Source organism: Aequorivita sp. CRS11 (assembly GCF_059693805.1).
In genome coordinates, this window is record NZ_JCATIG010000005.1 from 104306 (window position 1) to 129995 (window position 25690).

Genomic DNA, 25690 nt, shown 5'->3' on the forward strand with positions numbered 1-25690 from the left:
CTCTAAGATTTGCTACTTTTGTACTCTACAAAATTTAAAAAAGGTATGGTCGGTAAAAACCAAGCTACAAAAACGATTTCAGTTGAAAAATACGGAATCAAAAACGCAAAAGTTAAATATCAACTTTCTTCTGAAGAACTTCACAACGAAACATTGCAAAAAGATCAAGGAAAAGAAGCTGCGAGCGGCGCCTTGGCAGTAAATACTGGAGAATTTACAGGAAGATCCCCAAAAGACAGATTTATCGTAAAAGATGATGTTACGCGCGACAAGGTGTGGTGGGGAAACATAAATATTCCATTTCCTCCAGATATGTTTGACCGGCTTTATGATAAAGTTGTAAATTATCTTTCTGAAAAGGAAATTTACGTGCGCGACAGTTATGCTTGCGCCGATGAAAAATACAAGCTGAACATTCGTGTAATTAACGAAACGCCGTGGTCCAATATGTTTGCCCACAATATGTTTCTTCGTCCTAACGAGGAAGAATTAGCTTCCTTTGATCCGGAATGGATTATTGTAAACGCACCAGGTTTTACTGCTGATCCTGAAGTTGACGGAACGAGACAACATAACTTTGCGATTCTAAACTTTACCAGAAAAATTGCATTAATTGGCGGAACTGGTTACACTGGGGAAATTAAAAAAGGTATATTCTCTGCCCTTAACTTTATTCTTCCAGTATATAAAAATACAATGCCAATGCACTGCTCTGCCAACGTTGGCGGAGATGGCGAGACAGCGATTTTCTTCGGTCTTTCCGGAACCGGTAAAACTACCCTTTCTGCAGATCCAAATCGTAAATTAATTGGCGATGACGAGCACGGATGGACTGAGGATAACAAAATCTTCAATTTTGAAGGTGGTTGCTACGCAAAGGTGATTAACCTTTCCGAAGAAAATGAGCCAGATATCTACAATGCCATTAAGCCTGGGGCTATTTTAGAAAATGTGGTAATGAACGAAAATGGCGAAGTTGATTATGCCGATACATCAATTACTCAAAATACTAGGGTAAGTTATCCTATCTATCACATCAATAATATCCAGGTTCCGTCAATTGGTCACAATCCAAAGAATATATTCTTTTTAACGGCAGATGCATTTGGTGTTTTGCCTCCTATTTCAAAATTAACTCCAGGGCAGGCAGCCTATCATTTCATTAGTGGTTATACTGCGAAGGTTGCAGGAACTGAGGAAGGTATCAATGAGCCAACCCCAAACTTCTCTGCATGTTTTGGAGCGCCATTTATGCCCCTTCACCCAACAGAATATGCTGAAATGTTGAGTAAGAAAATGAAAGATTCCGGGGTTAATGTTTGGTTAATCAATACTGGATGGACCGGCGGTCCTTACGGAGTAGGTAGTAGAATGAAGCTGAAATACACAAGAGCTATGATTGCTGCAGCTTTGGAAGGAAAGTTGAAAGATGTGGAGTTTGAAAAACATCCAATTTTTAACCTTATGATGCCGAAATCGTGCCCAAATGTTCCTTCAGAAATTTTAAATCCGAAGGAAACTTGGAAAAACAAAAAGGCTTATGACATTCAAGCGAAGGAATTGGCGAATTCATTTAAAGAGAATTTCACCAAGTTTGAAGCCTATGCTAATGAAGAAATTCTTTCCGGAGCTCCTGCTTCGGCATAGCATAAAAATATCTTTAATTAAAAAAGGCTTGCCATTGCGGCAAGCCTTTTTTAATTGCAACTAAATCGAGCTTATTTCTTGTTGTTCACTTCCTTGATGTACTTTTCCAAAGCCATCGTCATAGAAGGAGTTTCAGGGGTTGGGGCCTGTATGTCAACTCGTAAACCTACTTCGGTCGCGGCTTTTACGGTTGTATTCCCAAATACTGCAATGCGCGTTTCGTTCTGTTCGAAATCGGGAAAATTTTCCAACAGGGACTGTATTCCACTGGGGCTGAAAAAAACCAAAATATCATAATATACATCGCGCAAATCTGAAAGATCACTAATTACGGTTTTGTAAAAAGTAGCTTCTTTCCAATCAACCTTCAATTCGTTAAGTACTTCAGGGACTTCCGGCTTCAATTTATCTGAGGATGGAAGTAGAAATTTTTCGTTTTTATATTTTTTAATAAGTGGTGCAAGTTCAGAAAAGGTTCTTTTTCCCACATAAATCTTACGCTTTCTGTACACAACATATTTTTGGAGATAATAGGCTACCGCTTCGCTCAAGCAGAAATATTTCATACTGTCTGGCACCTTAAAGCGCAGCTCTTCTGCAATTCTAAAATAATGGTCTACAGAATTACGGCTGGTAAGAATAATGGCCGTGTAATTAGTAAGGTCAACTTTTTGGGCCCGTACATCTTTTCCTGACACACCTTCAACATGTATGAAAGGCCGAAAATCTATTTTTACCTTTTGTTTTTCTATTAAATCAAAATATGGAGAATTCTCAATTTTAGGCTCGGGCTGGGAAACCAAAATAGTTTTCACTTTCATAGATAGTCCTGCTTTTTTTTAAATATTACGCCTTAAACAAAGCTTTTGTAAAGGATAATATAAGGTGAAATTTCAAGTGCGCAAAGATACAAAATAAAATAGAAGAAATTGCTTAATATCAATTTTCCGTTTTTCTTATAGCTGTAAAGCAGCGCAATAGCGTTGAGTGTTAATAAACTTCCACCAAAAATAAGCAACCCTAGAGAGGTAGGAGGGTAAATATAAAGAAAGAAAAGGTTGCCGACGAAAAACAAAATGCCCAAAAAATTGCGATAACTCAATTTTTGGTAGAGATAATTGTTGATGATCGCATCCATCGAAAAAATATTCGCCACAATTTTTTCCATAGAAAATTTTATCAAAACAAACACACTGTACGCTGTGCAAATTTGAAGAAAAAGCCACTCATTTTGTTGAACTTCAGTAGGATTGAAAACCCTAAAAAACAAATAAACAAAAATGGAAACACATACTATTTGTACCGCAAATAGCATCATGTTAAAAGGATGGTTCAATTCATCATTTTTGCCGTGCACAAAAAAATACTGGTTGGTCAAGGGGAGCAGGGAAAATTCGTAAAATCTTTTTGGATAGAAATACTTTGCCAGCGCCAAAAGTACAAAGCATGCCAATAACATATAGGTAGCCCAATCGGTTGAGTTTATAAGTCTTTCGCTGAAATCCACCTTCAATTTTTTGGTAAAGGTACTGTAAAATATTTTTCCTTTTTTAGCGCTCAATTAGAATTTACTTCACATTTATTTATTAAAAAAAAGGTACTTTTGCGCTAAAATAGCAGTATGTCCAAGGCGGTAGTGGTGGTGCCAACCTACAATGAAATTGAAAATATAGAGCGACTGCTGCGTACTGTTTTTTCATTGCAACGTGAATTTCACGTTTTGGTTGTAGATGACAATTCACCCGATGGCACCGCAACAGTGGTTGAGGAAAATTTCAAAACCTATCCCGAAAAACTTTTTTTGCTGAAAAGAGCCGAAAAAAACGGTTTGGGAACTGCTTATATTGCTGGCTTTAAGTGGGCTTTGCAAAATGGGTATGATTACATTTTTGAAATGGATGCCGATTTTTCGCACAACCCCAACGATCTTATCAGGCTTTTCAACGCTTGCCACAAAGGCGGTAGTGATGTGGCAATAGGGTCACGTTATGTAAAGGGCGTTAATGTGGTAAACTGGCCCATGAGCAGGGTTTTAATGTCTTGGCTGGCCTCAAAATATGTAAGGTTTGTAATGGGGATCGACATTTATGATACCACAGCCGGATTTATTTGTTACCGAAGAAGAGTGCTGCAGAAAATAAACTTGGACAACATTCGTTTTGTGGGCTATGCTTTTCAGATTGAAATGAAATTTAAAGCGTATTTAAGCAAATTCAAGATTGAGGAAGTGCCCGTAATATTTACCGATCGCACAAAGGGCGAATCAAAAATGAGTTCGGGAATTATTTCCGAAGCTATTTTTGGAGTGATAGTAATGAAATTTAAAAGTGTGTTTAATAAGAAAAGGTTTAATAAAACATCATTCCATTAAACATAAATGAGAAATGAATGGCGAGTTATTCCATTCGTAAGATTTAAAAAGAAGATAACACCCAAATGAAAGCAGTTTTAATTAAAAACGCAAATATTGTAAACGAAGGAAAAATCGTAAAAGGCGACGTACTTGTACAGGATGGCCGCATTGCGGAAATTTCCGAAACCATCAGTGCAAAATCTGCCGATACGAAAGTGATTGATGCAGACGGAAGCTATTTGCTGCCGGGAATGATAGATGACCAAGTGCATTTTCGCGAGCCCGGATTGACGCACAAAGCTAACATTGAAACTGAATCAAAAGCTGCAGTTGCGGGCGGAATTACCTCTTTTATTGAAATGCCGAACACCGTTCCGCAAGCCACAACCATTGAATTATTGGAAGAAAAATTTGATATCGCATCCAAAACTTCTTGGGCCAATTATTCCTTTATGTTTGGCGGCACAAATGATAATCTGGATGAAATTTTAAAAGTAGATCCCCAGAAAGTAGCCGGGTTGAAATTATTTTTAGGCTCTTCCACAGGAAACATGCTGGTGGATGATCCTAAAACACTGGAAGAAATCTTCAGCAAAACCAAATTGCTTATTTCGGCACATTGCGAAGACGAGGGCACCATCAAAGGGAATTTAGAAAAATATAAAGCCGAATACGGAGAAGATATTCCAATAGAACTTCACCCAAAAATACGTAGTGAGGAGGCTTGCTATATTTCTTCTTCAAAAGCCATAAAACTGGCCGAGAAGACAGGGGCTCGACTTCATGTTTTTCACCTTTCAACCGAAAAGGAAACGCATCTTTTCAGTAATAAAAAACCCCTTGCTGAAAAGAAAATCACGGCAGAAGTTTGCATTCACCATTTGTGGTTTACGGATGCCGATTATAAAACAAAAGGTACCAAAATAAAATGGAACCCAGCCGTAAAAACAGAAAAGGACAAAGATGGATTACTTAAAGCACTGCTGGACGATCGAATAGACGTGATTGCTACAGACCACGCACCGCATACCTTGGAAGAGAAAAACAATAAATATCTAAATGCCCCTTCTGGTGGGCCGTTGGTGCAGCATGCATTGGTTGCTCTTTTGGAGATGTACCACAAAGGGAAAATTTCATTGGAAAAAATCGTAGAAAAAACCGCGCACAACCCAGCGATTTTGTTTCAAATAAAGGAACGTGGATACATTCGAAAAGGCTACAAAGCAGACTTGGTTTTGGTTGATCTTAACTCGCCTTGGACTGTTAAAAAGGAAAATCTACTCTATAAGTGCGGTTGGTCTCCTTTTGAAGGAACAATCTTTAAATCGCGGGTAACACATACGTTGGTTAACGGGGTTGTAGTTTATGAAAATTCAAAGTTCCCAAACAAAAGCAATCCGGAAAGACTTACCTTTAACAGATAATGAAACAACTACTGCTTCTTTCCCTATTGGTTTTAAGCTTTACTGGCTGTCAAAATGTAGCACAGCCTGAAAAGCCAAAAGACCTTATTTCAAAAGAAAAAATGGTCGATTTGCTTACTGAGGCTTATTTGGCAAATGCAGCACGAAGCGTAAACAATCAAGCTATTGTGGATAAGGGAATAAAAATAGATTCCTTAATTTACAAAAATTTTAGGGTGGACAGTCTTCAATTCGCAAATAGTAATGCCTACTATGCAGCCGATGTGAATACCTATATGGAAATTTTTCAAAAAGTTGAGGCTAGACTTGTAACTATGCAAAAGAAAATGGACAGTATTCGCGAAGCCGATAAAAATAGAAAAGACAGTATAGGAAAACGAAAATTTGAAGAAAATGTAAGTGCCGAACCTGTAAGGGACAGTTTAATTTGATGTTTTTTTCTTTTCCGCGACAACCCTTTTTAACGTTTCTTCCGTAGGGGTAAATTGAAAACCAAGCGTGTTTTTAATTTTAAACATATCATACAGCGAAATTGTAAACATAGACCGGACCGTAGCTTTTACAATCCTTCTTTTTGTATTGAATAGCTTATTCGAGAGCCAATCCATTCCACTTAAAAAAAACATTATGTTCTTTGGAAGCTTTTTTGTGGGCGGTTTTTTATCAAACATTGGCGCTAGCCTTGTAAGCAAATCCTTGTAGGTTAGGTTTTCACCCACTAAAATAAATTGCTCATTTTTCACTTCAGAATTCATTAAAAGTATCATTGTCTTCACAACATCTTGTACGTCTACTATGCCCATTGCTCCCGAGGGGTAAAATGGAATGCCACTTGCGCCCAAAGAAATTATAATACTGCTTCCGCCTCCATCTGGTGATGTTCCCAAAATCAACCCGGGATTTACAATTACAGCATCCAAGCCTTCTTGGGTGCCACGCCATATTTCCATTTCGGCACCATACTTAGTTATGCCGTACACGCTATTTTTAGCGTCAGGATTCCAGGGCGTTTCTTCGGAAATTAATTGATCTTTTAAATTGCTTCCCAAAGTGGCAACAGAACTTACATAGCAAAGTTTTTCAATGTTACTGGCCAAACAGAGATTTACAATATTTGCTGTGCCCTCCACATTGGCTTTTTTGAGCACTTTGTATTTTGAGGGATCAAAACTTATGAAAGCTGCGCAATGGTACACTTTTATAATATTTTCAAAAGCGAGCGTCAACGCAGGAATATCCGTAATGTTCGCTTCAACCCATTCAATTTTATTGAATAGTGAATCCACTTCCGCAGTATAAAGCGCAAAAACCTTTTTTACAGCCTTTATGTTACTGTTCTTTCTGTGAATGGCGCGTACGTTCGCGTTTTCCTTCAACAGAAAATACAACAGATGTGAACCTACTAAGCCTGTGCCACCGGTAACTAATATCATAAAGCGAAAATACTGTTTTTTACTGAAGAAATTTTAGCAGACCATATTCAGCACTTCCATTCTGAATTATTCATTGAGAACCCTATCTTTGCACAAAATTTATAGAAATGAAGCTGAAAAATTTCGTTGAAGAACTACAATGGCGTGGCATGGTACACGATGTAATGCCCGAAACCGAAGCACACCTTATGGAAACCATGCGATCTGCATATGTAGGATTTGACCCTACGGCAGATTCGCTGCACATTGGCAACTTGGTGCCCATTATGCTTTTGTCTTTCTATCAACGCTGTGGTCACAAACCAGTGGCATTGGTAGGCGGTGCCACGGGAATGATTGGTGATCCTTCGGGGAAAAGCGCCGAAAGAAATCTGCTGGATGAAGCTGCCTTACGCCACAACCAAGAGTGTGTGAAAAATCAGCTTTCCCAATTTCTGGATTTTTCTTCGGGTGCCGAAAACCAAGCAGTAATGGTGAATAATTACGATTGGATGAAGGAGTTTTCGTTTCTTGATTTTATCAGAAATGTGGGCAAGCACATTACCGTAAATTATATGATGGCCAAGGATTCCGTAAAAACGAGATTGAGCGGCGAGAGTGCTGACGGACTTTCGTTTACCGAATTTACCTATCAATTAATACAGGGCTACGATTTTCTTCACCTTTACAGAAATCAAAATTGTACCCTGCAAATGGGCGGTAGCGACCAGTGGGGAAATATTACAACCGGAACGGAGTTAATACGAAGAATTGCTGGTGGAAAAGGGTATGCGTTAACCTGCCCGCTGATTACAAAAAGTGACGGCAGCAAATTTGGAAAAAGTGAAGGTGGAAATATTTGGCTGGACGCCAACAGAACGTCACCTTATAAATTTTACCAATACTGGCTGAACACCAGCGATGATGATGCCGAAAAGTATATTAAGATTTTTACTTTTTTAGATAAAGAAACCATTGAAACTCTAATTGCTGAACAAAAGGAAGCGCCCCACACGCGTTTGCTCCAAAAACGCTTGGCGAAGGAGGTCACCACAACGGTGCACAGTGCCGATGAGTTTGAAAAGGTCGTAAAGGCTTCGGAAATATTATTTGGGAATTCAACTTCCGAAGATTTGAAAACACTTGACGAAAAAACTTTTCTCGATGTTTTTGACGGTGTGCCACAGGCCGAGATTTCAGAAGAAGAAGTAAAATCAGGGGTTGATATTATTGCAGCTTTGGCAGAAAAAACAGGCTTTTTAAAATCGAATGGTGAAGCACGACGAGCATTGAAGGAAAATTCAATTTCAGTAAACAAAGAAAAGGTTTCCGATGGTTATACTATTTCTGAAAATGATTTAATAAATGGCCAATTTGTCCTTTTGCAAAGAGGTAAGAAAAACTACTTTATTATTAAGGTGGTTTAACTTTAAAGCACGATAATAAAAAAATCCCCGGCAAAGATTGCACGGGGATTTCTCAATTAACTAACCAACCAAATTATGAAAAATCATCAGTTTTTCACAATGGTTTGGTCGAGCATTTATCAAACAACTTACGTTGAATTTCAACAGTTTGTGTTAAAGTTTTTTTAAAAAACCATCAAGTTGCAGCCGCGGATGTCGCTACTGTCAAAACGCCCTACAATTTCAAAAGATCCGTCGGGAAAAGTCTTTCCCAAATCTTGTGTAGCGATAAAGGCACATGAATAAATGTTGGCCAAATCAATTACGTTAATTCCGCCAGTTTTTCCATAAATGTAGCTTAGCGCATCTTCCGTATCGCGCGTTATAACTTTCATCCACGGTGGACAATTGAAGATTCCATTGCCTATGGAGTAGGCTTGCGAGAGCAGTTCAGTCATGCCATATTCACTGTGGATTTTTTCTACACCAAAACCTTTTTTTAAAATCTCGTGGAGTTCCTCCTTTATCATTTCCTTTCGGCGGCCTTTCATTCCGCCGGTTTCCATTACAATTGTATTTTTAAGCTGAAATTTCCTTTTTTCAATTAAATCGAGAAGCGCATAGGAAACTCCAATAAGTAATGTTTTTTGTCCGTTTTTTTCCAAAGCGTCCAACTTTTCAATAAGTGCATCCATCTCGTATAAATAGAAACCGCTGTGGGGATTGTTGCTTTGTTCAATAAGCTTTTCAACCATATAAATTAAGGAAGAACCTTCGCGTTCCAAATAAGACGGAAGCAAGGCTAAAATCGCAAAACTTGAAGGATTGCCATATTGCATTTCAAAAGCCTTCAGGAAACCTGTTTCGTATATTTTTAAATCGGCAATGTGATGTTTACTGGTTATGCTGCCCGTGGTGCCGCTGCTGGTAAAAATTGTTTCTTCTGATTTTTTTTCAGCAATTATTTTATGGCTTTTAAAAAATTGAATAGGGAGAAAAGGAATATCTTCAATCGTTTTTACCTCGGAAGACCTAATATTGAAAAGATCACAGAAATTACGATAAACCTGCACATTTTCATACTGAAAACGGAACACTTCAATAGCAAGTGGTTGAAATTCCGCTGCGGTTTTAATTTTAAAAATTTCCTTTTCAAGCATAGGTTTTTCAATCATACAAAATCTTTTCAAAAATAGGTAAATAAAAAAGCTCCTGCCGAAACAGGAGCTCTAAAAAATATTTTTAAAATGGATTACTTAACAACCAATTTTTTGGTAGTTGAAGTTTTTCCTTGCTCTATTTTCACAATGTAAACACCACTGTTCAATTTTGAAATGTCCAATCTATCACCAATAAGTGTAGTTTTAACAACCTGCTTTCCTAGTACGTCAAAGATAGATACACTCTTAGCGCCGGCAACTTTTGAAGTAATGTTCACATAGCCTTTGCTTGTAGGGTTTGGATAAACTGCAAATTGAGACTCAGATTGTGCGTTTGTCCCTAGAGTACCAGAAAAAATGATGTTGTCAAAAAAGAAAGCTTCTGCACTTGCATTTGTTCTAGCTTCTATAACCAACTGCACGTTTGTGTTTGAGGTTAAAACTGCATTTCCCGTAATCCAAGAACCTTCAATGCCAAGATCGTTTATGTCGTTTCCTTCGGTATTCAGGATGTCAATCTCGGTGCTGTTGGTTAAATCCCTCACATAAATGCGTAATCTGTCAGAACCAGATTCGTTTGAAGTTCCGTCCCCTTCATATCCGGTTTCAGAAATGAAATAATCCAAGCTGATAGCTGGAGTTGCTACTCCTGTAAGGTCAACAGCATCAAAAGTTAAGGTATAGTTACCATCAACATCACTTATTTGATAGCCTTGATCTCCATCGGTATAAGGATCTGATCCAGTAGGAGCAAAATCTGTAACACCCACAAAATCGCCATCGGTAAGCCCAACATCCGGTGTATCATAGGGAGTGTAAGTAGCATTATAGCCTAATTCGCCACCTGTACTTGTGTAATCTACTAATGGTTCATCTGTATTATTTATTAAATCATGTGCTGTGTTTGGGTCTCCGGTATCTGTATATTGGCCAGGAAAAAGTGCTGGCTCTTCAAAACTGGTTCCCGCAACTTGGGCAAAAGAAACGGCACCTACAAAAAGAGCCGCAAGTAATGTAATTTTTTTCATCAGAGTTTTTTTAAAATTATTGTGCAAAGATAAATAAATGTTTTAGGTTTAAAAGATTGATTTTAAATGAAATTCTTATTTTAACGAAATGATAACCTCAGAATTATAATCGCATAACCCGTAATGTTACCGTAACGTTATATAATGGTTAACAATAAGCGTGCTAAACTTGAGCTCAGGTTAAATAATGGTATCTTTGAAACGTTAAAAAAAAGAAATACTGCCAATCAGTGAAGCACATTTAAAGATAAAAACAGCAGGTATTCCAATTTGATAAATAGTTTGTACAGATGAAAAAAAAGGATATTACAATTTTGTTGGTTGATGATGAACCGGATATTCTTGAAATAATTAGATACAATCTTACTTCCGAAGGCTATACAGTCGAAACTGCCGAAAATGGGCTGGAAGCAATAGAACAAGCAAAAAATGTAAGGCCACAATTGATTATCATGGATGTAATGATGCCCAAAATGGATGGTATTGAAGCGTGTGAAAAAATAAGAAACATCCCCGAACTATCCGAAACAGTGATTACATTTTTAACTGCTAGGGGCGAAGACTACTCACAAATGGCAGGGTTTGAGGCTGGCGCAGATGATTACATCACAAAACCCATTAAGCCAAAAGTATTGGTAAGCAAAGTAAAGGCACTGCTGCGAAGATTCAAGGAAGAAGAGGAGGATGAAAAAATAAAGCTCGGAAACCTGACTATAAACCGGGAGGAATACAAAATTATATTGGGCAAAAAGGAAATGGTCCTGCCAAGAAAAGAATTTGAATTATTGGCACTCTTAGCATCCAAACCCGGAAAAGTATTTAAGCGAGAAGATATTCTTGATTCAATCTGGGGCAATGAAGTAATCGTTGGTGGGCGTACCATTGATGTCCACATTAGAAAACTTCGTGAAAAAATAGGCGACGATAAATTTAAAACAGTAAAAGGAGTTGGTTATAAGTTTGTAGTTTAGCGGAAATGAAACAACAAAGCTTAACGTGTCAATAATTTATTTACAGGTACAAGTAAGATGTTCCATCTGACCTTAAAAAAGTATTAAAGCAGATGAAATTTTCCAAAAAATATAATTTTGCAGCCTCTACATCCTTGTTAATTGCCGTTTTCTCTACCCTGGCAATGACAATTTTTTTATACGCAGTTTTAGAAATTGTATTCTTTTGGTTGCTACTTTTTTTTCTTTTTTCCTTTATACTTTCGTTTTTCATACTTCAATATCGAGTAGAAAAATTTATTTATTCCAGAATAAAGAAGATTTACGAAGACGTTAGACTGCTAGATGAAGAAAGTTTACCCAAACCATCTATCACGACAGATATGGAGGTGCTTACCCGGGAAGTGGAACGATTTGCGCAAGACAAAAAACTTGAGATAGAAACCTTAAATATTCGCGAAAACTACCGAAAGGAATTTATGGGCAATATATCGCACGAACTCAAAACCCCCCTCTTCACCGTTCAAGGATATATACTTACCCTCTTGGACGGCGCAATGAAAGACAAAAAAGTACGTAAAAAATATCTGCAGCGCGCTAATAAAGGGGTGGAAAGACTCATTTATATTATCAAGGATTTGGATATGATAACCAAATTGGAAGTAGGTGGCCTTATTCTGAATAAAGAAAATTTCAATATTCTCACTATGGTGCAAAATGTTTTTGACCTGCTTGAGATGAAAGCGGCAAAGAAGAACATTTCACTCGTTTTTGATAAAGAATATTTTGACGAAATAATTGTAAATGCCGACAAAGAACGGATAGAACAGGTGCTAACCAACCTTATCGTAAATTCTCTGAAATATGGAAAACAGGATGGAACTACAGAAGTAAGTGTTGAAAGCCTTGCAAAAAATAAATTTTTAATACGCGTAACAGATAACGGCGAAGGTATTTCCAAAGAAAATCTACCTCGCATTTTTGAACGTTTTTACCGCGTAGATAAAAGTGGTTCGCGAAAAGAAGGCGGGAGCGGACTCGGTCTTTCAATCGTGAAGCACATTGTGGAAGCCCACACCGAAAAGATATATGTAGAAAGCCAATTGGGCATTGGCTCCGAGTTTTCATTTACCCTCGAAAAGGGAAAATAATTCAGAGTAATTTACCGGTTGTTGCGATAAAGTTTTCAGGCCTTTATAGACTGTAACCTTATTTAATTTTTTTAGTTTAAACTTTTCCTGTTTACAGGAAGGGACTATTCCTAAGCTTTTAAGCCGTTTTGCCAGATATTCTTGTTCGTATTGGCCTGGCGTTGGCACAAGAAATGCCTTTTTTTCGAGTATTGCCAAATCCATAATTGTTGTATATCCAGAGCGGGAAACAACTATTTCACTTTTATTAATGGTCTCTTCCAATTCTTTACGTTTCATAAAATTTACCATTTCAATGTTTTCAAAACTACCCCATTCCTGAGTTTTTTCAACCAAACCACGAACTAATAAAATTTTCTTTTCACTTCCTTTAAAAATAGTTTTCAATTTTTCCTCAAACAAGGTGCGCTGTGGTTCAGGACCAGAAAGCAAGAGCAGGATATCAATTGTTTTGGGGAGTTCTTTTTTCTCCATGCGGCTTAAAACCCCAATGTACTGAATGGGGAACGGTTCTTTTTTAAGGTGGCCTAATTTTCCGCTGAGGTTCATAACCACATCATCCACGTCCGGTACCCAGCAAGCATCAAACTTTTTTATAATTTTTTGATGCATTTTGCTAGTGAAAAAAGAAGTGCTTCCGGTTAAAACATTCAATTGATGTGTTATAAAAACCGAGGGAATATCACTATTTCTGACCCCAAATCGGTTATCGCTAATAATGCCTTGAATCTTACCATCCTTTACAAGTTGATTGACCAATCTACTTTCTGCAGCCATAGTCTTTTTTATCTGCGGAAATTTTAAAAGAATTTTCCATTTAAAAAAGCTCCCCTTTTTGGGATATGTAATATTGTAAGAAGGGAGCACCACAGCTTTCAAATGGGGGAATTCTTTTTGCAACAATAACAACGCAGCCCCGTCTGAAGCCAATATAACACTAAAATTATGCTCCAGCAAAGCCCGTATTATGGGTATGCAACGGGTAGCGTGGCCCAAACCCCAATGCAAAGGAGCAACCAATATTGTCTTCTTTTTCGGCATAAAAACAAAGGTAGCAATAATTGCTGCGGCAGTATATTTCCTTAATTTTACCAAAAATTTAAAATTTTGGGAAGTAAAAATAAATTGAAACGCTTTAGGGACAATGAAACTTTTTCAAACGTTGTGCAACCCTCACGCGAGGAAGTATTGGGCAATAGCTTAAAACTGAAGGGAAATTGGCGAAAGGAATTTTTCAAAAACGAAAATCCATTGGTTTTGGAATTGGGGTGCGGAAAGGGCGAATATTCAGTAAATCTTGCCAAGGCATATCCCGACGTAAACTTCTTGGGTATAGATATAAAAGGCGCCCGTTTTTGGAAAGGTGCAAAAACTGCATTGGAAAACAGCCTGCACAACGTTGGTTTTTTACGAACACAGATTGAATTGGTAGATCATATTTTCGATGAAAACGAAGTAGACGAAATCTGGATTACTTTTCCAGACCCACAGATTAAATACAAGCGCACCAAACACCGAATGACCAATCAAGATTTTCTTCGGAAATATAAAAAAATATTGAAGCCCAGTGGCGTAGTCCACCTAAAAACCGATAGTGAATTTATGCACGGCTACACCCTTGGGCTACTTCATGGTTTAGAAGAAGAAATTGAATACGCCCATCACGATGTGTATGGAAGCCAAGGAGCCCCAGAAGCTGTAACAAACATTCAAACTTTTTATGAACAGCAATATCTGGAAATAGGCAAAAAGATTACTTACATTCGGTTTAAGTTCCGTTAGTTATAAATTCAGTATATTCACAAAAACAACCGCCCTAAATGACAATATTTTACAACTTGCTTATTGGTTTTTTTGGGTCATTTATAGGCGTGCTTCCACCAGGCTTAATCAATATGTATGCAGCCAAAATAAGTATGAGGGAAGGTAGGAAGAGAGGACTTCTTTTTTCAGTGGGTGTATGTATTACGGTAATGCTGCAAACGTATATAGCGCTTCTTTTTGCTAGATATATTGGCAAACATCCCGAAATTGTAAGTATGCTACAAAAAGTAGCTTTAGGCATTTTTATAAGTCTTACAATCTACTTTATATTTATTGCAAAGGACACTCGCCGCGAAATTCGTACCCACGGTGAAAACTCCAAAAGAAACCGTTTCTTTCTAGGTATATTTATTGCAATGCTAAATCTGTTGCCATTACCATATTGGATGTATCTCAGCATTACATTTTCGGCATTTGGGGCTTTTTCCTTTACACAACCACAACTTTTGTTAGCGGTAATCGCGTCGGGAGTTGGTACTTTTGCAAGTCTTGCCCTGTACGTTCAGTTTTTTAGAGCAAAAGAGGATTCGCGAAAGCTAAAATTAAATATGAATTATGTTATAGGCCTAGTTACAGCTGTTATATCCATAATCACATTCTTCAAGATTTTAAGACAGATTTAAAAATGGCTGATGAAGGTTTTTTTGAAAAAGTCTATCAAGTGGCTAAATTAATCCCTTACGGAAGGGTAACATCCTATGGTGCAATCGCAAACTATCTGGGGGCAGCCGGAAGTGCCAGAATGGTTGGTTGGGCAATGAACGGAAGTGTAAAAAAAGACGTTCCTGCACATCGTGTTGTAAATAGAAATGGATTGCTGACGGGTAAACATCACTTTCAAGGCACAAACTTGATGCAGCAACTGTTGGAAAGTGAAGGAATACAAGTGGTAGACAATAAAATCCAAAATTTTGAAAGACATTTTTGGGATCCTAATAAGGAGCTTTGACTATTTCCTAATATTTAAAAAATTTACAAATAATAAGAAATCGTTTTCCATAAAACTTACTGCGTTCTGCTACTGAATACTGCCAACTTATTTTAGTATATTTGCACTTTAGAATGAATCTAAATATTACAAATAAAAAATGAGCATTTCAAAGCAAGATATTCTTAAAGCCCTTGAAACAATTACAGTTTCTGGCGAAGGAAAAAATATGGTAGAGAGCGGTGCCGTGCAAAATGTAGTGACCTTTGCAGACGAAATTATCGTGGACCTAAAACTATCCACGCCGGCACTTCACATAAAAAAACGCGCCGAGGCAGATATTATCAAGACCATTCACGATAAAGTGGACGCAAATGCCAAAGTGCAAGTGAACATAAAGGTTGAAGCACCAGCAAAACCTCAAAACCCTAATTTAATAAAAGGAAAACCAATCCCTGGAGTTCAAAATATAGTTGCCGTGGCTTCGGGTAAAGGAGGCGTTGGCAAATCAACGGTAACGGCAAATTTGGCGGTTACACTTTCAAAGATGGGCTTCAAAGTTGGGATTCTAGATGCCGATATTTATGGCCCGTCTATCCCAATTATGTTCGATGTGGCAATGGAAAAACCACTTTCGGTAAACGTTGGCGGAAAGAGCAAGATGAAACCAGTTGAAAACTACGGGATAAAAGTACTTTCCATTGGCTTTTTCACTCAGCCAGACCAAGCAGTAATTTGGCGTGGGCCAATGGCTGCCAAAGCCTTAAACCAACTTATTTTTGATGCCGCCTGGGGAGAGTTGGACTTTATGTTAATAGACCTTCCGCCCGGAACTGGAGATATTCATTTGAGCATTATGCAGTCATTGCCAATCACGGGTGCTGTTGTAGTCAGTACGCCACAAACCGTCGCTCTGGCCGATGCCCGAAAAGGAGTGGCGATGTTCCGTCAAGAAAATATTGACGTCCCTGTTTTGGGTATTATTGAAAACATGTCTTATTTCACCCCTGCTGAACTTCCTGAAAATAAATATTATATATTTGGAAAAGAGGGCGCCAAGCATTTGGCTGAAGATTTGGAAGTACCATTTTTAGGTGAAGTTCCTTTGGTGCAAAGCATCCGAGAAGCTGGTGATGCAGGAAGACCAGCGGCACTGCAAACCGCGACCCCAATTGAGGAAGCATTTGAAGCTATCACCAAAAACGTTGTTGAAGAAACCGTAAGAAGAAACGAAAATCTTCCAGCAACCGAAGCAATAAAAATTACAACAATGGCAGGTTGCAGCGCCGTAAAAAAATAATATGACAACGCAAGAACTAACAACAAAAGTAGAAGAAGCACTGAACGAGATTCGCCCGTTTTTACAGAACGATGGAGGCGATATTTCATTAGTTTCTATAGAAGGAGATAAGATAGTGAACGTACAGTTGCAAGGAGCTTGCGTTGGCTGTTCCGTCAACCAAATGACGTTAAAAAGCGGTGTGGAAATGACCATAAAAAAATATGCTCCACAAATTGAAAAGGTTGTTAGTGTTGCACAATGACAACCGTCATTTTTTTAACCCAATTTCAAAACTATTTTTGAACTCAATTAAGAAATAGTCTTTCATGATAAAAACAGATATTCTCATCATCGGTGCAGGACCTACGGGTCTTTTCGCCGTTTTTGAAGCAGGATTACTTAAACTTAAATGTCATTTGATTGATGCGCTCCCGCAAGCTGGCGGTCAGTGTACTGAAATATATCCAAAAAAACCTATCTACGATATTCCCGGTTTTCCAGAAGTTTTGGCTGGCGATTTGGTGAAAAATTTGATGAAGCAGATTGAACCATTTCAGCCTGGTTTTACCCTTGGCGAACGTGCAGATACAATTGAAAAACTGGAGGATGGTACTTTCATAGTTACTACAGATAAAGGCACAAAGCATCATGCCCCAATTGTTGCAATTGCAGGTGGATTGGGAAGTTTTGAGCCTCGAAAGCCACCAATTACCAATCTTTCAGACTTTGAAGATAAAGGAGTGGAATACATCATCCGCGATCCTGAATTATATCGAAATAAAAATGTAGTTATTTCTGGTGGTGGAGACTCAGCCTTGGATTGGAGCATTTTCCTAACCGATGTTGCAAAAAATGTGACTTTAATTCACAGAAGAAATGAATTTCGGGGCGCATTGGACAGTGTTGAAAAAGTACAGGAATTAAAAAACCTTGGAAAAATTGAACTCATAACTCCTGCCGAAGTTATTGGTTTGGTGGGAAATAATCGTTTGGAAGAAGTAGTTATTAAGCAAGGTGCTGAGGTTTTCAACCGTGAGTGCGACCATTTTATTCCGTTGTTCGGATTGTCCCCAAAACTTGGCCCAATAGCAGATTGGGGGCTCGAGATTGAAAAAAACGCAATTAAAGTAGATAATACTCTAGACTATCAAACAAACATCCCTGGAATTTACGCCATTGGAGATGTAAACACCTATCCCGGAAAACTGAAACTTATACTTTGCGGCTTCCACGAGGCAACCTTAATGTGTCAAAGTGCCTATCAGCGTATTTTCCCTGATAAACGTTATGTTATGAAATATACTACCGTTGGCGGTGTGGAAGGTTTTGACGGAAGTAAAAAGGAAGCACCAAAAGCTATTGTTAAATCAATTGATTAATTGATGACCGACGTAAAAATCACGATCATAGACCGCCAAGGGGTAAAACATGAGGTTGACGCTCCCACAGATATGAATATGAACTTAATGGAAATAGTTCGCTCTTATGAACTTGCTCCTGAAGGAACTATCGGCATCTGTGGTGGAATGGCAATGTGCGCGTCATGCCAATGTTATGTGTTGAGCGATCACGAACTTCCCGAAATGAGTTACGATGAAGATTTAATGCTCTCCGAAGCTTTTAATGTGCAAGAAAACAGCCGCTTGGGCTGCCAGATTTTTATAAAGGAAGAGCTTGAAGGGTTGGAGGTGGAACTCGCACCTGAAGTTTAACGAAGTATTTTCAAAACGCTGCCAAACATCATTTCCACAAACTTTTTATAGGCAACTTCCGAAGGATGCAACCCATCCGAAGCAACCAATTTTGGGTTTTCCAATCCTTGCTGCGTTATTGGGGTAATGTTTTTAAAAAGCACTCCTTTTTCTTCCGCAATCTTTTCCGCGAAAGCGTTGTATTTTTTTAATTCCGAAGTAATCTTTTCACTTTTCCCAGATTTCTGTCCGAAAGGCGTAAAAGCATAATCGGGAATGGAAAGTACAATCACATTCTGCTTATTTCCTTTTGCAAAAGCGATGGCCATATCCAGTAATTTCGGGAATTCCTCTTCGTAAAGCGAAAACGGTTTTCCTTGGTATTGGTTATTCACGCCAATAAGTAGCGTTACCAAATCATAATCTTTCGGAGGGTTTTCAGCAGCAATCGCACCCAACAAATCAGTTGTTGTCCAGCCTGTTTTAGCAATTATTTTTACGGAAGTTTTTTCTTTTAAAACATCGTTTAAACTATCCGTTACTTGCTTTGGGTAGTTGCAGTCACTGCAAACACTCTCACCAATGGTATAACTATCGCCAAGTGCTAAATATTTATAAGTTGTTTTTTCCGCAGAAGTATTCTTTTTTGAAATAGCACAGGAAAATAATGAAAAAGAAGCGAGCAGAATTAGGAGTGTTATGGATTTCATTCTGTAAGATTTTTTATTCAGTTTTGTAGTCGATCAATTTTTGCGGTCCTTCCAGCAATACGTGTTGTACCTTTAATGTGCCGTCTTCCGTGGTGGAGATTTGCCATTTTACCAAGGAAATCTCCCCGTTTTCTATTTCCAGTCCAGTTATACTTCGGGGGTGTACGCAACTACCATCATTAAAAAGAGCTATGTCGCCAGGCTCTGGAAAACGTGGGCGATGTGTATGGCCAATAATGGTAAAAATGTTTTTATTTTCAACTATCCACCGCTTGGTTCGTCTTTCAACTTTTATGAGCTCCTTGTAATTTTTTGCGGGACTCGTGGGATCGCCAATGCCGAAAATCTGAAGTTGTCGCCACAGCGCCCGAACCATAAACCGGTTGAATTTCCAACCCACATAATTCATCCAATCGGCTTGGTGGCCATGCATCATAAAAACTTCCTGTCCGGTTGTTTCGTGTTGTAAAATTAACCCTTCCGTAAACTGAATACCCGGAAAGAGAGGTGCGTCCTTGCCTGTGATTTTATCGAAATAGGTATAAAGTGTTTTTTCAACAAATTTTTGGTTCATATAAACCATGTCGTGATTTCCAACCACTCGGTACAATCTATTTTCTGCATAAAATAGCTTCATCAACTCGTACACATTTTGATGGGCTTCAAAAATATCCTTAAAAAATAGGTTTTCCCAAAGTTCATCTCCATCGCCAACTTCACAATAAGTGAAGCCTTGTTTGTAATAATTCTGTAGGGCGTGAAAATAGATGTTTCGGTTATTGGCAAAGTCGTCCGCAAAGCTATTGTCGCCCCGATGGCAGTCGCTGAAAACTATAAACTTTGAGTCGTCATTAAACTTTATGCGACGGGCAGTTCTGTAAGCTCGGGACATTCGGTTTCTAGAAGACATTTATCAATTGTTTTTTTAAAGATACAATTTGAAACAGTACGACAGTAACGGGAAATAAAAAAAGCTTCCCACGTGGAGAAGCTTTTCAAAGAATCAATTTTTTTATTGATTAACTAACTTTTTACCGTGGATGGGGCAAAAAATATATTTACCTGAATATAATTTACCGTCCTCATTACATTTTTTCTCAAGTAATAAACTATTTAATGGAAGATTCACCGTGCGCTCAAAATCACCTAGTTTTATGGTTAGTACGCCACTGCCTAAGGGATCTACTGGTAACACTTCGTTGCCTCGAATGCTTTTATAAAGAACAAAATGTATATTGTTGCCCATCTGCCCAAGCATATTGCCAAGCATAGGCTGAATTATCATAAAGAAATTTGAAAAATCTGCTGATATCTCCTCTTTTGGTACAATTATTAAATTTTCCCCTTTATAATTAATTACTAGTTCCTTTAAAATTGCTTCTTCAGGGTAATAGGTTATTCCCCCAAAATGACCAATCTCTCCCTTAACAACCCCAAAAAGTTCGTAATCTTCAAAAATTTCATTTAATTCCATAAAATCTTCTTTAGAAGAAGTGGGGTCCTGTGCATAAGAAACTTCCCAAAATTTTCTGGGCAACCACCAAATAAATTCAAACATCTGTGTATTGTCACTACTGAATTGGGTATCGTTCAGTAAAGCGTCTAAGCTTACTTGTTCATTCTCTTTTGCCTGCGAAAAGCCTAAAAGCGGCAAAAACAGAGATATAATAAAAAAAATAAAGTTTCTCATTTATTGAAACGCATTTAAACCAGTAATATCAAGCCCAGTAATTAATAAATGGATATCGTGCGTTCCTTCATACGTAATAACGCTTTCAAGGTTCATGGAGTGGCGCATAATACTGTACTCACCGGTAATGCCCATTCCGCCCAAAATCTGTCTTGCTTCTCTGGCTATGTTAATTGCCATATCAACATTATTTCTCTTTGCCATTGAAATTTGTGCGGAAGTTGCCTTGCCATCATTTCGCAAAACGCCCAAACGCCAAGCTAAAAGTTGGGCCTTGGTAATCTCGGTAATCATTTCCGCCAATTTTTTCTGCTGAAGTTGGAACTGGCCAATTGGCTTGCCAAATTGTATTCGCTCTTTGGAATAACGAAGCGCCGTGTCATAACAATCCATCGCAGCGCCAATGGCGCCCCAAGCGATTCCGTATCGTGCGGAATCAAGGCAGCCAAGTGGCGCCCCCAAGCCTGATTTATTCGGAAGCAAATTTTCCTTTGGAACTTTTACATTGTCAAAAATAAGTTCACCCGTTGCCGAAGCACGAAGCGACCATTTATTATGTGTTTCAGGGGTGGAAAAACCTTCCATGCCACGTTCTACAATTAAACCGTGGATTCTTCCTTCCTCGTTTTTTGCCCACACTATGGCAACCTGTGCGAAGGGAGCATTGCTGATCCACATTTTGGCGCCGTTTAAAAGATAGTGGTCGCCCTTGTCTTTAAAATTTGTGGTCATTCCGCCCGGATTGCTTCCGTGGTCCGGCTCTGTTAACCCGAAGCAGCCCATCCATTCGCCCGAGGCAAGTTTGGGCAAATATTTTTTGCGTTGTTCCTCGGTGCCGTATTTCCAAATGGGGTACATAACCAAGGAAGATTGCACAGAAGCTGTACTGCGAACGCCGCTATCGCCGCGCTCGATTTCCTGCATAATCAAACCGTAGGCAATTTGGTCCAGCCCCGCTCCGCCATATTCCTCGGGAATGTACGGGCCAAAGGCGCCAATCTCGGCAAGACCGCTGATTATCTGTTCTGGAAATTCAGCCTTTTGGGCATATTCCTCTATAATAGGCGATACGTCGCGCTTCACCCAGTCGCGGGCGGCTTGGCGTACCAATTTGTGTTCTTCTGAAAGTAATTCGTCAAGATTGTAATAGTCGGGAGCTTCGAATAGGTCTGGTTTCATCTATAAGTGTTTAAAAGGAATACAAATGTAGAAATCACAAGCTTAAAGACCTACATTTTCAGGTAAAAATCCTGCACCAGATTTTTGTAATGTTCGGTATAAATGTGGCGTGAAGTTTCAATGGTAAGGTTTTCTATTTTTGGCGAAATCTTTTCAAAAGAAAATTCAAGCATGCTTCTTTTTTCTTCGGAAGTTTCAGTGCCGCGAACCCTGCAAATCCTATTCGGAAACAGATTTACTTCCGAAACCATTTTGATAAAATTTTCTTCTTCTTTCCGCGGAATGATGACCGCAAAAATCCCTTCATCAGAAAGTAGTTGCGAAGCGCTTTCAATCAATTCATCAAAAGGAAGCGCATCGTTAAAACGAGCCAATTCTCGAGAAGTAGAAATTATTTTCTCCCCTTTCGGGGGAGATGCTGAAGGCAGAGGGGGAGAATAAAATGGCGGGTTTGAAATGATGAGGTCGTACTTATCTTCAATTTCTTCCACAAATTCTTCCAAAGAAGCGTGATAGCAAAACAAACGGTCGCCCCAAGGTGAGTTTTCAAAATTGTCAACGCACTGTTCATAGGCGTTTTCATCAATTTCAAGAGCGTCAATCATTTCGGCGTGGGAGCGTTGCGCTAATTGCAAAGCGATAATTCCTGTGCCCGCGCCAATATCCAAAATTGAAAACGGATTGTTTTTTAAAGAAACCCAAGCCCCGAGCAAAACCCCATCAGTGCCAATCTTCATCGCGCAGCGGTCTTGCTCAATAGTAAATTGCTTGAATTTAAAAGGCTTCAATGGATTTTAGATTTTCGATTAACGATTGCTGATTGAAGATTTTGGAATTTGGGATTTACTTTTAGGAATTTATCTGGAATTTGGTGCTTGACATTTGGAATTTCCTATTAAAGGTACATTTCAATCAACCCCTCGGGCACGTCCAAAAGTATGGTCTTGGTTTCCCGATCCACTTTTTTAATGAAATGGTCAATCATCGGAATCAATATTTGTTTTCCGCTGCGGTCAATTTCAAAAAGTGCTTGTGAAGTAGTATCGTTTACACCAGTAATTTTCCCAATTATTCCAAAGGATTCATCTTCGGCGGTAAAACCAATGATTTCGTGAAAGTAAAATTTGTTTCCTGTAAGTTTTGGTAAAAATTCCAAGGGCAGATAAAGATGTGCGCCAATCAAAGCATCTGCTTCTGCTTCGTTTTTTACCTCTTCAAAGCGTACGCGAAGCAATTCGCTTTTGTGCAGTGAACTTTCTTCAATAAAAAATGGAATCAGGTTTTTGCGTTGTTCCACAAAAACCGATTCCATTTCAGTAAAAAGTTCGGGTTCGTCTGTATCAAGTTTTATGAGCAGTTCCCCCTTAAAGCTGTATTTTCTAACGATTTTGCCCAAGTAGAAGCAATTCTCCTTTTGCATCGTTTTAAAATTTATGCTTCTTTTTCGTCTTCTTTGGCTTCTTCAGCAGCAGGAGTTTCTTCCTTTGCTTCTTCAGTTTGAGCCTCAGTAGCTGGAGCTTCTTCAGTCGCAGTTTCAGCAGTTGCTTCTACTTCTTCAGTTGCTTCCTCTTCTGCAGGTGCAGCAGCGGCAGCGGCATCAGCAGCGCGCTTCTCGCTTACGGCTTTTTCGGCAGCAAGTTTTTCAGCTTTAGCTTTTTCCTTGGCCTCAGAAAGACTCGCTTTCTTATGGTCGATTGATCCTTTTTTGGATTCCAACCACTCGTTGAATTTTGCTTCAGCTTGCTCTTCGGTCAAAGCGCCCTTACGAACACCACCAGCAAGGTGGTTTTTCATTAAAGCTCCTTTGTAAGAAAGAATAGCACGGGCAGTATCTGTAGGTTGTGCTCCATTTTGAAGCCATTTTACAGCGCTGTCCACATCAAGTTCAATCTGTGCAGGGTTTGTTGTCGGATTGTAATGTCCTATTTTTTCAAGGAATTTACCATCTCTTTTTGAACGGCTGTCTGCCGCGATAATCCAGAAATAAGGCTTACCTTTCTTTCCGTGTCTTTGTAGTCTGATTTTTACAGGCATGTTTAAATTAATTTTTGGGGTTCCCGACCCCGGTTATAATTAAGGACGGCAAAGATAGTATATTTTCTTTTTGAAATTCAACCAATTAAAGTTTTTATTTTACATTTGTCAAAATCCCTAAATACCCCTTAACCGATGAAAAAGTTTCTATTTGTTCTTTTAGCTATTATGTCGCTTATTTCTTGCGAAGATACACAGACCAATGAAGTTGCCCTCCAAGCTAAAGTAGATGACAGGTTATATACATCAACAGACGCACGTGCCGCACTAAATGAAGATGGTACACTTACAATACAAGGTTTTAATGATGAAGAATCCATGACAATTCAACTTTCGCGTTTAGGCGAAGGTAATTTTACCATTGGAGAGGGAAGTTATAATTATGCTGTTTATGAAGATATGGGGGGCAGCATATATACCACTAATCCAAACGGCGAAGGCGTAGTAACTATTTCAGAACTTAATGAAACCAATAAAACACTTTCGGGAACTTTTAATTTTAATGCCTTCTTGCCTGGTATAGATACTATATATATTTCTCAAGGTACCTTATATAATGTTTCGTATACAGGCGGAGATATAGTAGATCCCACCAACGCAGGCTTATTTAGTGCAAAGGTTGACGGAAATCAATTTATACCTGTAACCGTTTCTTCCCGTAATACAGGAAATACCATCATAACTTCCGGAAGTACTGCCAATGCCACCATTGTAATTTCCGTTACAGCTAATGTTGAACCTGGTGATTACACCTTGCCAAGAGGAGGTTTTGCCGCCAAATACCAAGGCGTTACCGGGCCCGAAGATACTGTGGAGGGGCTTGTCACTATTTTGGAACATAACATTTCTGAAAAATCAATTAAAGGTACTTTTTCCTTTATAACAAACCGCACAGATATCACCGAGGGTCAATTTGATGTTACTTATTAATTAACATTTTACCTTATATTTCACGGCAAAGGTTAAACCTTGTTAATTTACACTAAACTTAGGTTAATAATTCGTTGAAACCCCTTTATTCATGGTATATTAGGATATATCCGAATGAAGTTGAACAGTTGTCTTTAGAGGAGTAATTATGATGAAGAAAAACAACTGTATAATTTAAAACGAAAGAGATTATGAAGTTTACTGAAAAAATGTCGAACCAATTAAATGAACTGTTAGAGAAGAATTATGACGCCGAGAAGGGTTATAAGAAAGCTGCGGAAAAAGTGGATAACACAAAACTGAAGCAATTCTTTAACGAACAGGCCCAAAAAAGATATGACTTCGGTCACGAAATTAAGACTGAAATCAAAAACTACGGTGAAACGCCAGACAAAGGCGGAAGTACCACTGGAGCTCTACACCGAACTTGGATGGATATTGAAACCGCGTTTTCTTCAAATAACGAAGAAACCATTTTGGAAGAAGTTCAAAAAGGTGAAAAAGCCGCTGTTGAAGAGTACAATGAAGTGATTAAAGATACTACATTGCCTCCAACCACACAGCAAATCCTGACCAAGCAGCGTGATACCATTCAAAACGCTTGGCAAAGTGCCAAAAACTTTGAAGCCGTAGTATCCTAATAATTTGAAAAAGAAGACCAAAAGACCGTTTTCGGAATTTCCGAAAGCGGTTTTTTTATTGTGAACAACTCGTGATAATTTAACTTCCCAAAAGCTGTCGGTTTTTCTATTTTTACTTCCTCAGTTAAGTGTTAAGTGTTAAGTGTTAAGTGTTAAGTGTTAAGTGTTAAGTGTTAAGTGTTAAGTGTTAAGTGTTAAGTGTTCACGCTCTTAACCCAAAATCCTGAAATCAACAATCGTTAATCGTTAA

The 25690-nt window shown here is 38.6% G+C and carries 29 protein-coding genes; 16 read left to right on the forward strand and 13 right to left on the reverse strand.

Annotated elements, in window-relative coordinates:
* Nucleotides 1-45 precede the first annotated feature (45 nt).
* Nucleotides 46-1647 (forward strand): phosphoenolpyruvate carboxykinase (ATP), encoded by a 1602-nt coding sequence (gene pckA, locus AC58DT_RS11360; protein ID WP_497217136.1) that lies wholly within the window; start codon nt 46-48, stop codon nt 1645-1647.
* Between the two features lie 71 nt (nt 1648-1718).
* Here pckA and AC58DT_RS11365 read toward each other — a convergent pair whose 3' ends face one another.
* Nucleotides 1719-2468 (reverse strand): uroporphyrinogen-III synthase, encoded by a 750-nt coding sequence (locus tag AC58DT_RS11365; RefSeq protein ID WP_497216939.1) that lies wholly within the window; start codon nt 2466-2468, stop codon nt 1719-1721.
* A gap of 32 nt (nt 2469-2500) precedes the next feature.
* The gene (locus tag AC58DT_RS11370) at nt 2501-3208 is read right to left on the reverse strand and encodes a DUF4271 domain-containing protein (RefSeq protein ID WP_497216940.1); all 708 of its coding nucleotides are present in this window, start codon (nt 3206-3208) and stop codon (nt 2501-2503) included.
* Between the two features lie 60 nt (nt 3209-3268).
* Here AC58DT_RS11370 and AC58DT_RS11375 point away from each other — a divergent pair, with 60 nt between their 5' ends.
* The 3 genes from AC58DT_RS11375 (at nt 3269) to AC58DT_RS11385 (ending at nt 5855) form a co-directional block, all read left to right on the forward strand.
* Nucleotides 3269-4018 (forward strand): polyprenol monophosphomannose synthase, encoded by a 750-nt coding sequence (locus AC58DT_RS11375; RefSeq protein ID WP_497216941.1) that lies wholly within the window; start codon nt 3269-3271, stop codon nt 4016-4018.
* A 65-nt stretch (nt 4019-4083) separates the two neighbouring features.
* The gene (locus AC58DT_RS11380; RefSeq protein WP_497216942.1) at nt 4084-5424 is read left to right on the forward strand and encodes a dihydroorotase; all 1341 of its coding nucleotides are present in this window, start codon (nt 4084-4086) and stop codon (nt 5422-5424) included.
* A complete protein-coding gene (locus AC58DT_RS11385) occupies nt 5424-5855 on the forward strand; it encodes a DUF4296 domain-containing protein (protein WP_497216943.1) in 432 nt (143 codons plus the stop codon). Before AC58DT_RS11380 ends, AC58DT_RS11385 begins: the two co-directional genes overlap by 1 nt.
* On the opposite strand, the gene AC58DT_RS11390 is transcribed toward AC58DT_RS11385, so the two are convergent.
* Nucleotides 5847-6857: an NAD-dependent epimerase/dehydratase family protein gene (locus AC58DT_RS11390; RefSeq protein WP_497216944.1), complete on the reverse strand. Its 1011-nt coding sequence runs from the start codon at nt 6855-6857 to the stop codon at nt 5847-5849. The two genes, AC58DT_RS11385 and AC58DT_RS11390, sit on opposite strands and share 9 nt — an antisense overlap.
* Nucleotides 6858-6964: 107 nt before the next feature.
* On the opposite strand from AC58DT_RS11390, the gene tyrS reads away from it, so the two are divergent.
* A complete protein-coding gene (gene tyrS, locus AC58DT_RS11395; protein WP_497216945.1) occupies nt 6965-8263 on the forward strand; it encodes a tyrosine--tRNA ligase in 1299 nt (432 codons plus the stop codon).
* A 164-nt stretch (nt 8264-8427) separates the two neighbouring features.
* Here the strand turns inward: tyrS and AC58DT_RS11400 are convergent, their stop codons facing one another.
* Nucleotides 8428-9417: a LuxE/PaaK family acyltransferase gene (locus AC58DT_RS11400; RefSeq protein WP_497216946.1), complete on the reverse strand. Its 990-nt coding sequence runs from the start codon at nt 9415-9417 to the stop codon at nt 8428-8430.
* A gap of 77 nt (nt 9418-9494) precedes the next feature.
* The gene (locus AC58DT_RS11405; protein WP_497216947.1) at nt 9495-10430 is read right to left on the reverse strand and encodes a T9SS type A sorting domain-containing protein; all 936 of its coding nucleotides are present in this window, start codon (nt 10428-10430) and stop codon (nt 9495-9497) included.
* A gap of 290 nt (nt 10431-10720) precedes the next feature.
* On the opposite strand from AC58DT_RS11405, the gene AC58DT_RS11410 reads away from it, so the two are divergent.
* The gene (locus AC58DT_RS11410; protein WP_497216948.1) at nt 10721-11401 is read left to right on the forward strand and encodes a response regulator transcription factor; all 681 of its coding nucleotides are present in this window, start codon (nt 10721-10723) and stop codon (nt 11399-11401) included.
* A gap of 92 nt (nt 11402-11493) precedes the next feature.
* Nucleotides 11494-12531 carry a sensor histidine kinase gene (locus tag AC58DT_RS11415; RefSeq protein ID WP_497216949.1) on the forward strand — a complete coding sequence of 346 codons (1038 nt, stop codon included), beginning with the start codon at nt 11494-11496 and terminating at the stop codon, nt 12529-12531.
* Here the strand turns inward: AC58DT_RS11415 and AC58DT_RS11420 are convergent.
* Nucleotides 12505-13626, reverse strand: a complete 1122-nt coding sequence (locus AC58DT_RS11420) for a glycosyltransferase (protein WP_497216950.1) — start codon at nt 13624-13626, stop codon at nt 12505-12507. The two genes, AC58DT_RS11415 and AC58DT_RS11420, sit on opposite strands and share 27 nt — an antisense overlap.
* A 12-nt stretch (nt 13627-13638) precedes the next feature.
* Between AC58DT_RS11420 and trmB the strand changes: the two genes are divergently transcribed.
* The 7 genes from trmB (at nt 13639) to AC58DT_RS11455 (ending at nt 18277) form a co-directional block, all read left to right on the forward strand.
* On the forward strand, nt 13639-14313 hold the full coding sequence (gene trmB / locus AC58DT_RS11425; RefSeq protein ID WP_497216951.1) for a tRNA (guanosine(46)-N7)-methyltransferase TrmB: 675 nt from the start codon (nt 13639-13641) through the stop codon (nt 14311-14313).
* 38 nt (nt 14314-14351) lie between these two features.
* On the forward strand, nt 14352-14978 hold the full coding sequence (locus AC58DT_RS11430) for a LysE family translocator (RefSeq protein WP_497216952.1): 627 nt from the start codon (nt 14352-14354) through the stop codon (nt 14976-14978).
* A 2-nt stretch (nt 14979-14980) separates the two neighbouring features.
* The gene (locus AC58DT_RS11435; RefSeq protein ID WP_497216953.1) at nt 14981-15304 is read left to right on the forward strand and encodes an MGMT family protein; all 324 of its coding nucleotides are present in this window, start codon (nt 14981-14983) and stop codon (nt 15302-15304) included.
* 139 nt (nt 15305-15443) lie between these two features.
* The gene (locus AC58DT_RS11440; RefSeq protein WP_497216954.1) at nt 15444-16583 is read left to right on the forward strand and encodes an Mrp/NBP35 family ATP-binding protein; all 1140 of its coding nucleotides are present in this window, start codon (nt 15444-15446) and stop codon (nt 16581-16583) included.
* Between the two features lies 1 nt (nt 16584).
* Complete coding sequence (locus AC58DT_RS11445) at nt 16585-16827, forward strand: NifU family protein (protein WP_497216955.1); 243 nt, start codon at nt 16585-16587, stop codon at nt 16825-16827.
* A gap of 64 nt (nt 16828-16891) precedes the next feature.
* Nucleotides 16892-17944, forward strand: a complete 1053-nt coding sequence (locus AC58DT_RS11450; RefSeq protein WP_497216956.1) for an NAD(P)/FAD-dependent oxidoreductase — start codon at nt 16892-16894, stop codon at nt 17942-17944.
* Nucleotides 17945-17947: 3 nt separating this feature from the next.
* On the forward strand, nt 17948-18277 hold the full coding sequence (locus tag AC58DT_RS11455) for a 2Fe-2S iron-sulfur cluster-binding family protein (RefSeq protein WP_497216957.1): 330 nt from the start codon (nt 17948-17950) through the stop codon (nt 18275-18277).
* On the opposite strand, the gene AC58DT_RS11460 is transcribed toward AC58DT_RS11455, so the two are convergent.
* From AC58DT_RS11460 to AC58DT_RS11490, 7 genes are all read right to left on the reverse strand, one after another.
* A complete protein-coding gene (locus tag AC58DT_RS11460; RefSeq protein ID WP_497216958.1) occupies nt 18274-18966 on the reverse strand; it encodes an SGNH/GDSL hydrolase family protein in 693 nt (230 codons plus the stop codon). The two genes, AC58DT_RS11455 and AC58DT_RS11460, sit on opposite strands and share 4 nt — an antisense overlap.
* Nucleotides 18967-18979: 13 nt before the next feature.
* Nucleotides 18980-19876, reverse strand: coding sequence for a metallophosphoesterase (locus tag AC58DT_RS11465; RefSeq protein WP_497216959.1), 897 nt, complete (start codon nt 19874-19876; stop codon nt 18980-18982).
* 102 nt (nt 19877-19978) lie between these two features.
* The gene (locus tag AC58DT_RS11470; RefSeq protein WP_497216960.1) at nt 19979-20524 is read right to left on the reverse strand and encodes a cysteine peptidase family C39 domain-containing protein; all 546 of its coding nucleotides are present in this window, start codon (nt 20522-20524) and stop codon (nt 19979-19981) included.
* A gap of 132 nt (nt 20525-20656) precedes the next feature.
* A complete protein-coding gene (locus AC58DT_RS11475) occupies nt 20657-21835 on the reverse strand; it encodes an acyl-CoA dehydrogenase family protein (protein WP_497216961.1) in 1179 nt (392 codons plus the stop codon).
* A 50-nt stretch (nt 21836-21885) separates the two neighbouring features.
* On the reverse strand, nt 21886-22623 hold the full coding sequence (locus AC58DT_RS11480) for a tRNA1(Val) (adenine(37)-N6)-methyltransferase (protein WP_497216962.1): 738 nt from the start codon (nt 22621-22623) through the stop codon (nt 21886-21888).
* A 107-nt stretch (nt 22624-22730) separates the two neighbouring features.
* Nucleotides 22731-23255 (reverse strand): ribosome maturation factor RimM, encoded by a 525-nt coding sequence (gene rimM / locus AC58DT_RS11485; RefSeq protein ID WP_497216963.1) that lies wholly within the window; start codon nt 23253-23255, stop codon nt 22731-22733.
* An 11-nt stretch (nt 23256-23266) separates the two neighbouring features.
* Complete coding sequence (locus AC58DT_RS11490; protein WP_497216964.1) at nt 23267-23869, reverse strand: 30S ribosomal protein S16; 603 nt, start codon at nt 23867-23869, stop codon at nt 23267-23269.
* A gap of 135 nt (nt 23870-24004) precedes the next feature.
* On the opposite strand from AC58DT_RS11490, the gene AC58DT_RS11495 reads away from it, so the two are divergent.
* Both AC58DT_RS11495 and AC58DT_RS11500 read left to right on the forward strand, forming a co-directional pair.
* Nucleotides 24005-24799, forward strand: coding sequence for a DUF6252 domain-containing protein (locus AC58DT_RS11495; protein WP_497216965.1), 795 nt, complete (start codon nt 24005-24007; stop codon nt 24797-24799).
* Between the two features lie 191 nt (nt 24800-24990).
* Entirely contained in the window at nt 24991-25440 is a 450-nt protein-coding gene (locus tag AC58DT_RS11500; protein WP_497216966.1) for a ferritin-like domain-containing protein, read from the forward strand.
* Nucleotides 25441-25690 lie beyond the last annotated feature (250 nt).

Excerpts from the sequence above, each read along its gene's own strand:
- AC58DT_RS11500 (WP_497216966.1), top strand. The coding sequence starts at position 24,991 with ATGAAGTTTACTGAAAAAATGTCGAACCAATTAAATGAACTGTTAGAG.
- AC58DT_RS11390 (WP_497216944.1), bottom strand. The coding sequence starts at position 6,857 with ATGATATTAGTTACCGGTGGCACAGGCTTAGTAGGTTCACATCTGTTG.
- AC58DT_RS11415 (WP_497216949.1), top strand. The coding sequence starts at position 11,494 with ATGAAATTTTCCAAAAAATATAATTTTGCAGCCTCTACATCCTTGTTA.
- AC58DT_RS11490 (WP_497216964.1), bottom strand. The coding sequence starts at position 23,869 with ATGCCTGTAAAAATCAGACTACAAAGACACGGAAAGAAAGGTAAGCCT.
- AC58DT_RS11435 (WP_497216953.1), top strand. The coding sequence starts at position 14,981 with ATGGCTGATGAAGGTTTTTTTGAAAAAGTCTATCAAGTGGCTAAATTA.
- AC58DT_RS11470 (WP_497216960.1), bottom strand. The coding sequence starts at position 20,524 with ATGTTTGAATTTATTTGGTGGTTGCCCAGAAAATTTTGGGAAGTTTCT.
- pckA (WP_497217136.1), top strand. The coding sequence starts at position 46 with ATGGTCGGTAAAAACCAAGCTACAAAAACGATTTCAGTTGAAAAATAC.
- AC58DT_RS11365 (WP_497216939.1), bottom strand. The coding sequence starts at position 2,468 with ATGAAAGTGAAAACTATTTTGGTTTCCCAGCCCGAGCCTAAAATTGAG.
- AC58DT_RS11380 (WP_497216942.1), top strand. The coding sequence starts at position 4,084 with ATGAAAGCAGTTTTAATTAAAAACGCAAATATTGTAAACGAAGGAAAA.
- AC58DT_RS11440 (WP_497216954.1), top strand. The coding sequence starts at position 15,444 with ATGAGCATTTCAAAGCAAGATATTCTTAAAGCCCTTGAAACAATTACA.
- AC58DT_RS11475 (WP_497216961.1), bottom strand. The coding sequence starts at position 21,835 with ATGAAACCAGACCTATTCGAAGCTCCCGACTATTACAATCTTGACGAA.
- rimM (WP_497216963.1), bottom strand. The coding sequence starts at position 23,255 with ATGCAAAAGGAGAATTGCTTCTACTTGGGCAAAATCGTTAGAAAATAC.
- tyrS (WP_497216945.1), top strand. The coding sequence starts at position 6,965 with ATGAAGCTGAAAAATTTCGTTGAAGAACTACAATGGCGTGGCATGGTA.
- AC58DT_RS11385 (WP_497216943.1), top strand. The coding sequence starts at position 5,424 with ATGAAACAACTACTGCTTCTTTCCCTATTGGTTTTAAGCTTTACTGGC.
- AC58DT_RS11430 (WP_497216952.1), top strand. The coding sequence starts at position 14,352 with ATGACAATATTTTACAACTTGCTTATTGGTTTTTTTGGGTCATTTATA.
- AC58DT_RS11460 (WP_497216958.1), bottom strand. The coding sequence starts at position 18,966 with ATGAAATCCATAACACTCCTAATTCTGCTCGCTTCTTTTTCATTATTT.
- AC58DT_RS11410 (WP_497216948.1), top strand. The coding sequence starts at position 10,721 with ATGAAAAAAAAGGATATTACAATTTTGTTGGTTGATGATGAACCGGAT.
- AC58DT_RS11445 (WP_497216955.1), top strand. The coding sequence starts at position 16,585 with ATGACAACGCAAGAACTAACAACAAAAGTAGAAGAAGCACTGAACGAG.
- AC58DT_RS11455 (WP_497216957.1), top strand. The coding sequence starts at position 17,948 with ATGACCGACGTAAAAATCACGATCATAGACCGCCAAGGGGTAAAACAT.
- AC58DT_RS11495 (WP_497216965.1), top strand. The coding sequence starts at position 24,005 with ATGAAAAAGTTTCTATTTGTTCTTTTAGCTATTATGTCGCTTATTTCT.
- AC58DT_RS11405 (WP_497216947.1), bottom strand. The coding sequence starts at position 10,430 with ATGAAAAAAATTACATTACTTGCGGCTCTTTTTGTAGGTGCCGTTTCT.
- AC58DT_RS11375 (WP_497216941.1), top strand. The coding sequence starts at position 3,269 with ATGTCCAAGGCGGTAGTGGTGGTGCCAACCTACAATGAAATTGAAAAT.
- AC58DT_RS11400 (WP_497216946.1), bottom strand. The coding sequence starts at position 9,417 with ATGATTGAAAAACCTATGCTTGAAAAGGAAATTTTTAAAATTAAAACC.
- AC58DT_RS11465 (WP_497216959.1), bottom strand. The coding sequence starts at position 19,876 with ATGTCTTCTAGAAACCGAATGTCCCGAGCTTACAGAACTGCCCGTCGC.
- AC58DT_RS11450 (WP_497216956.1), top strand. The coding sequence starts at position 16,892 with ATGATAAAAACAGATATTCTCATCATCGGTGCAGGACCTACGGGTCTT.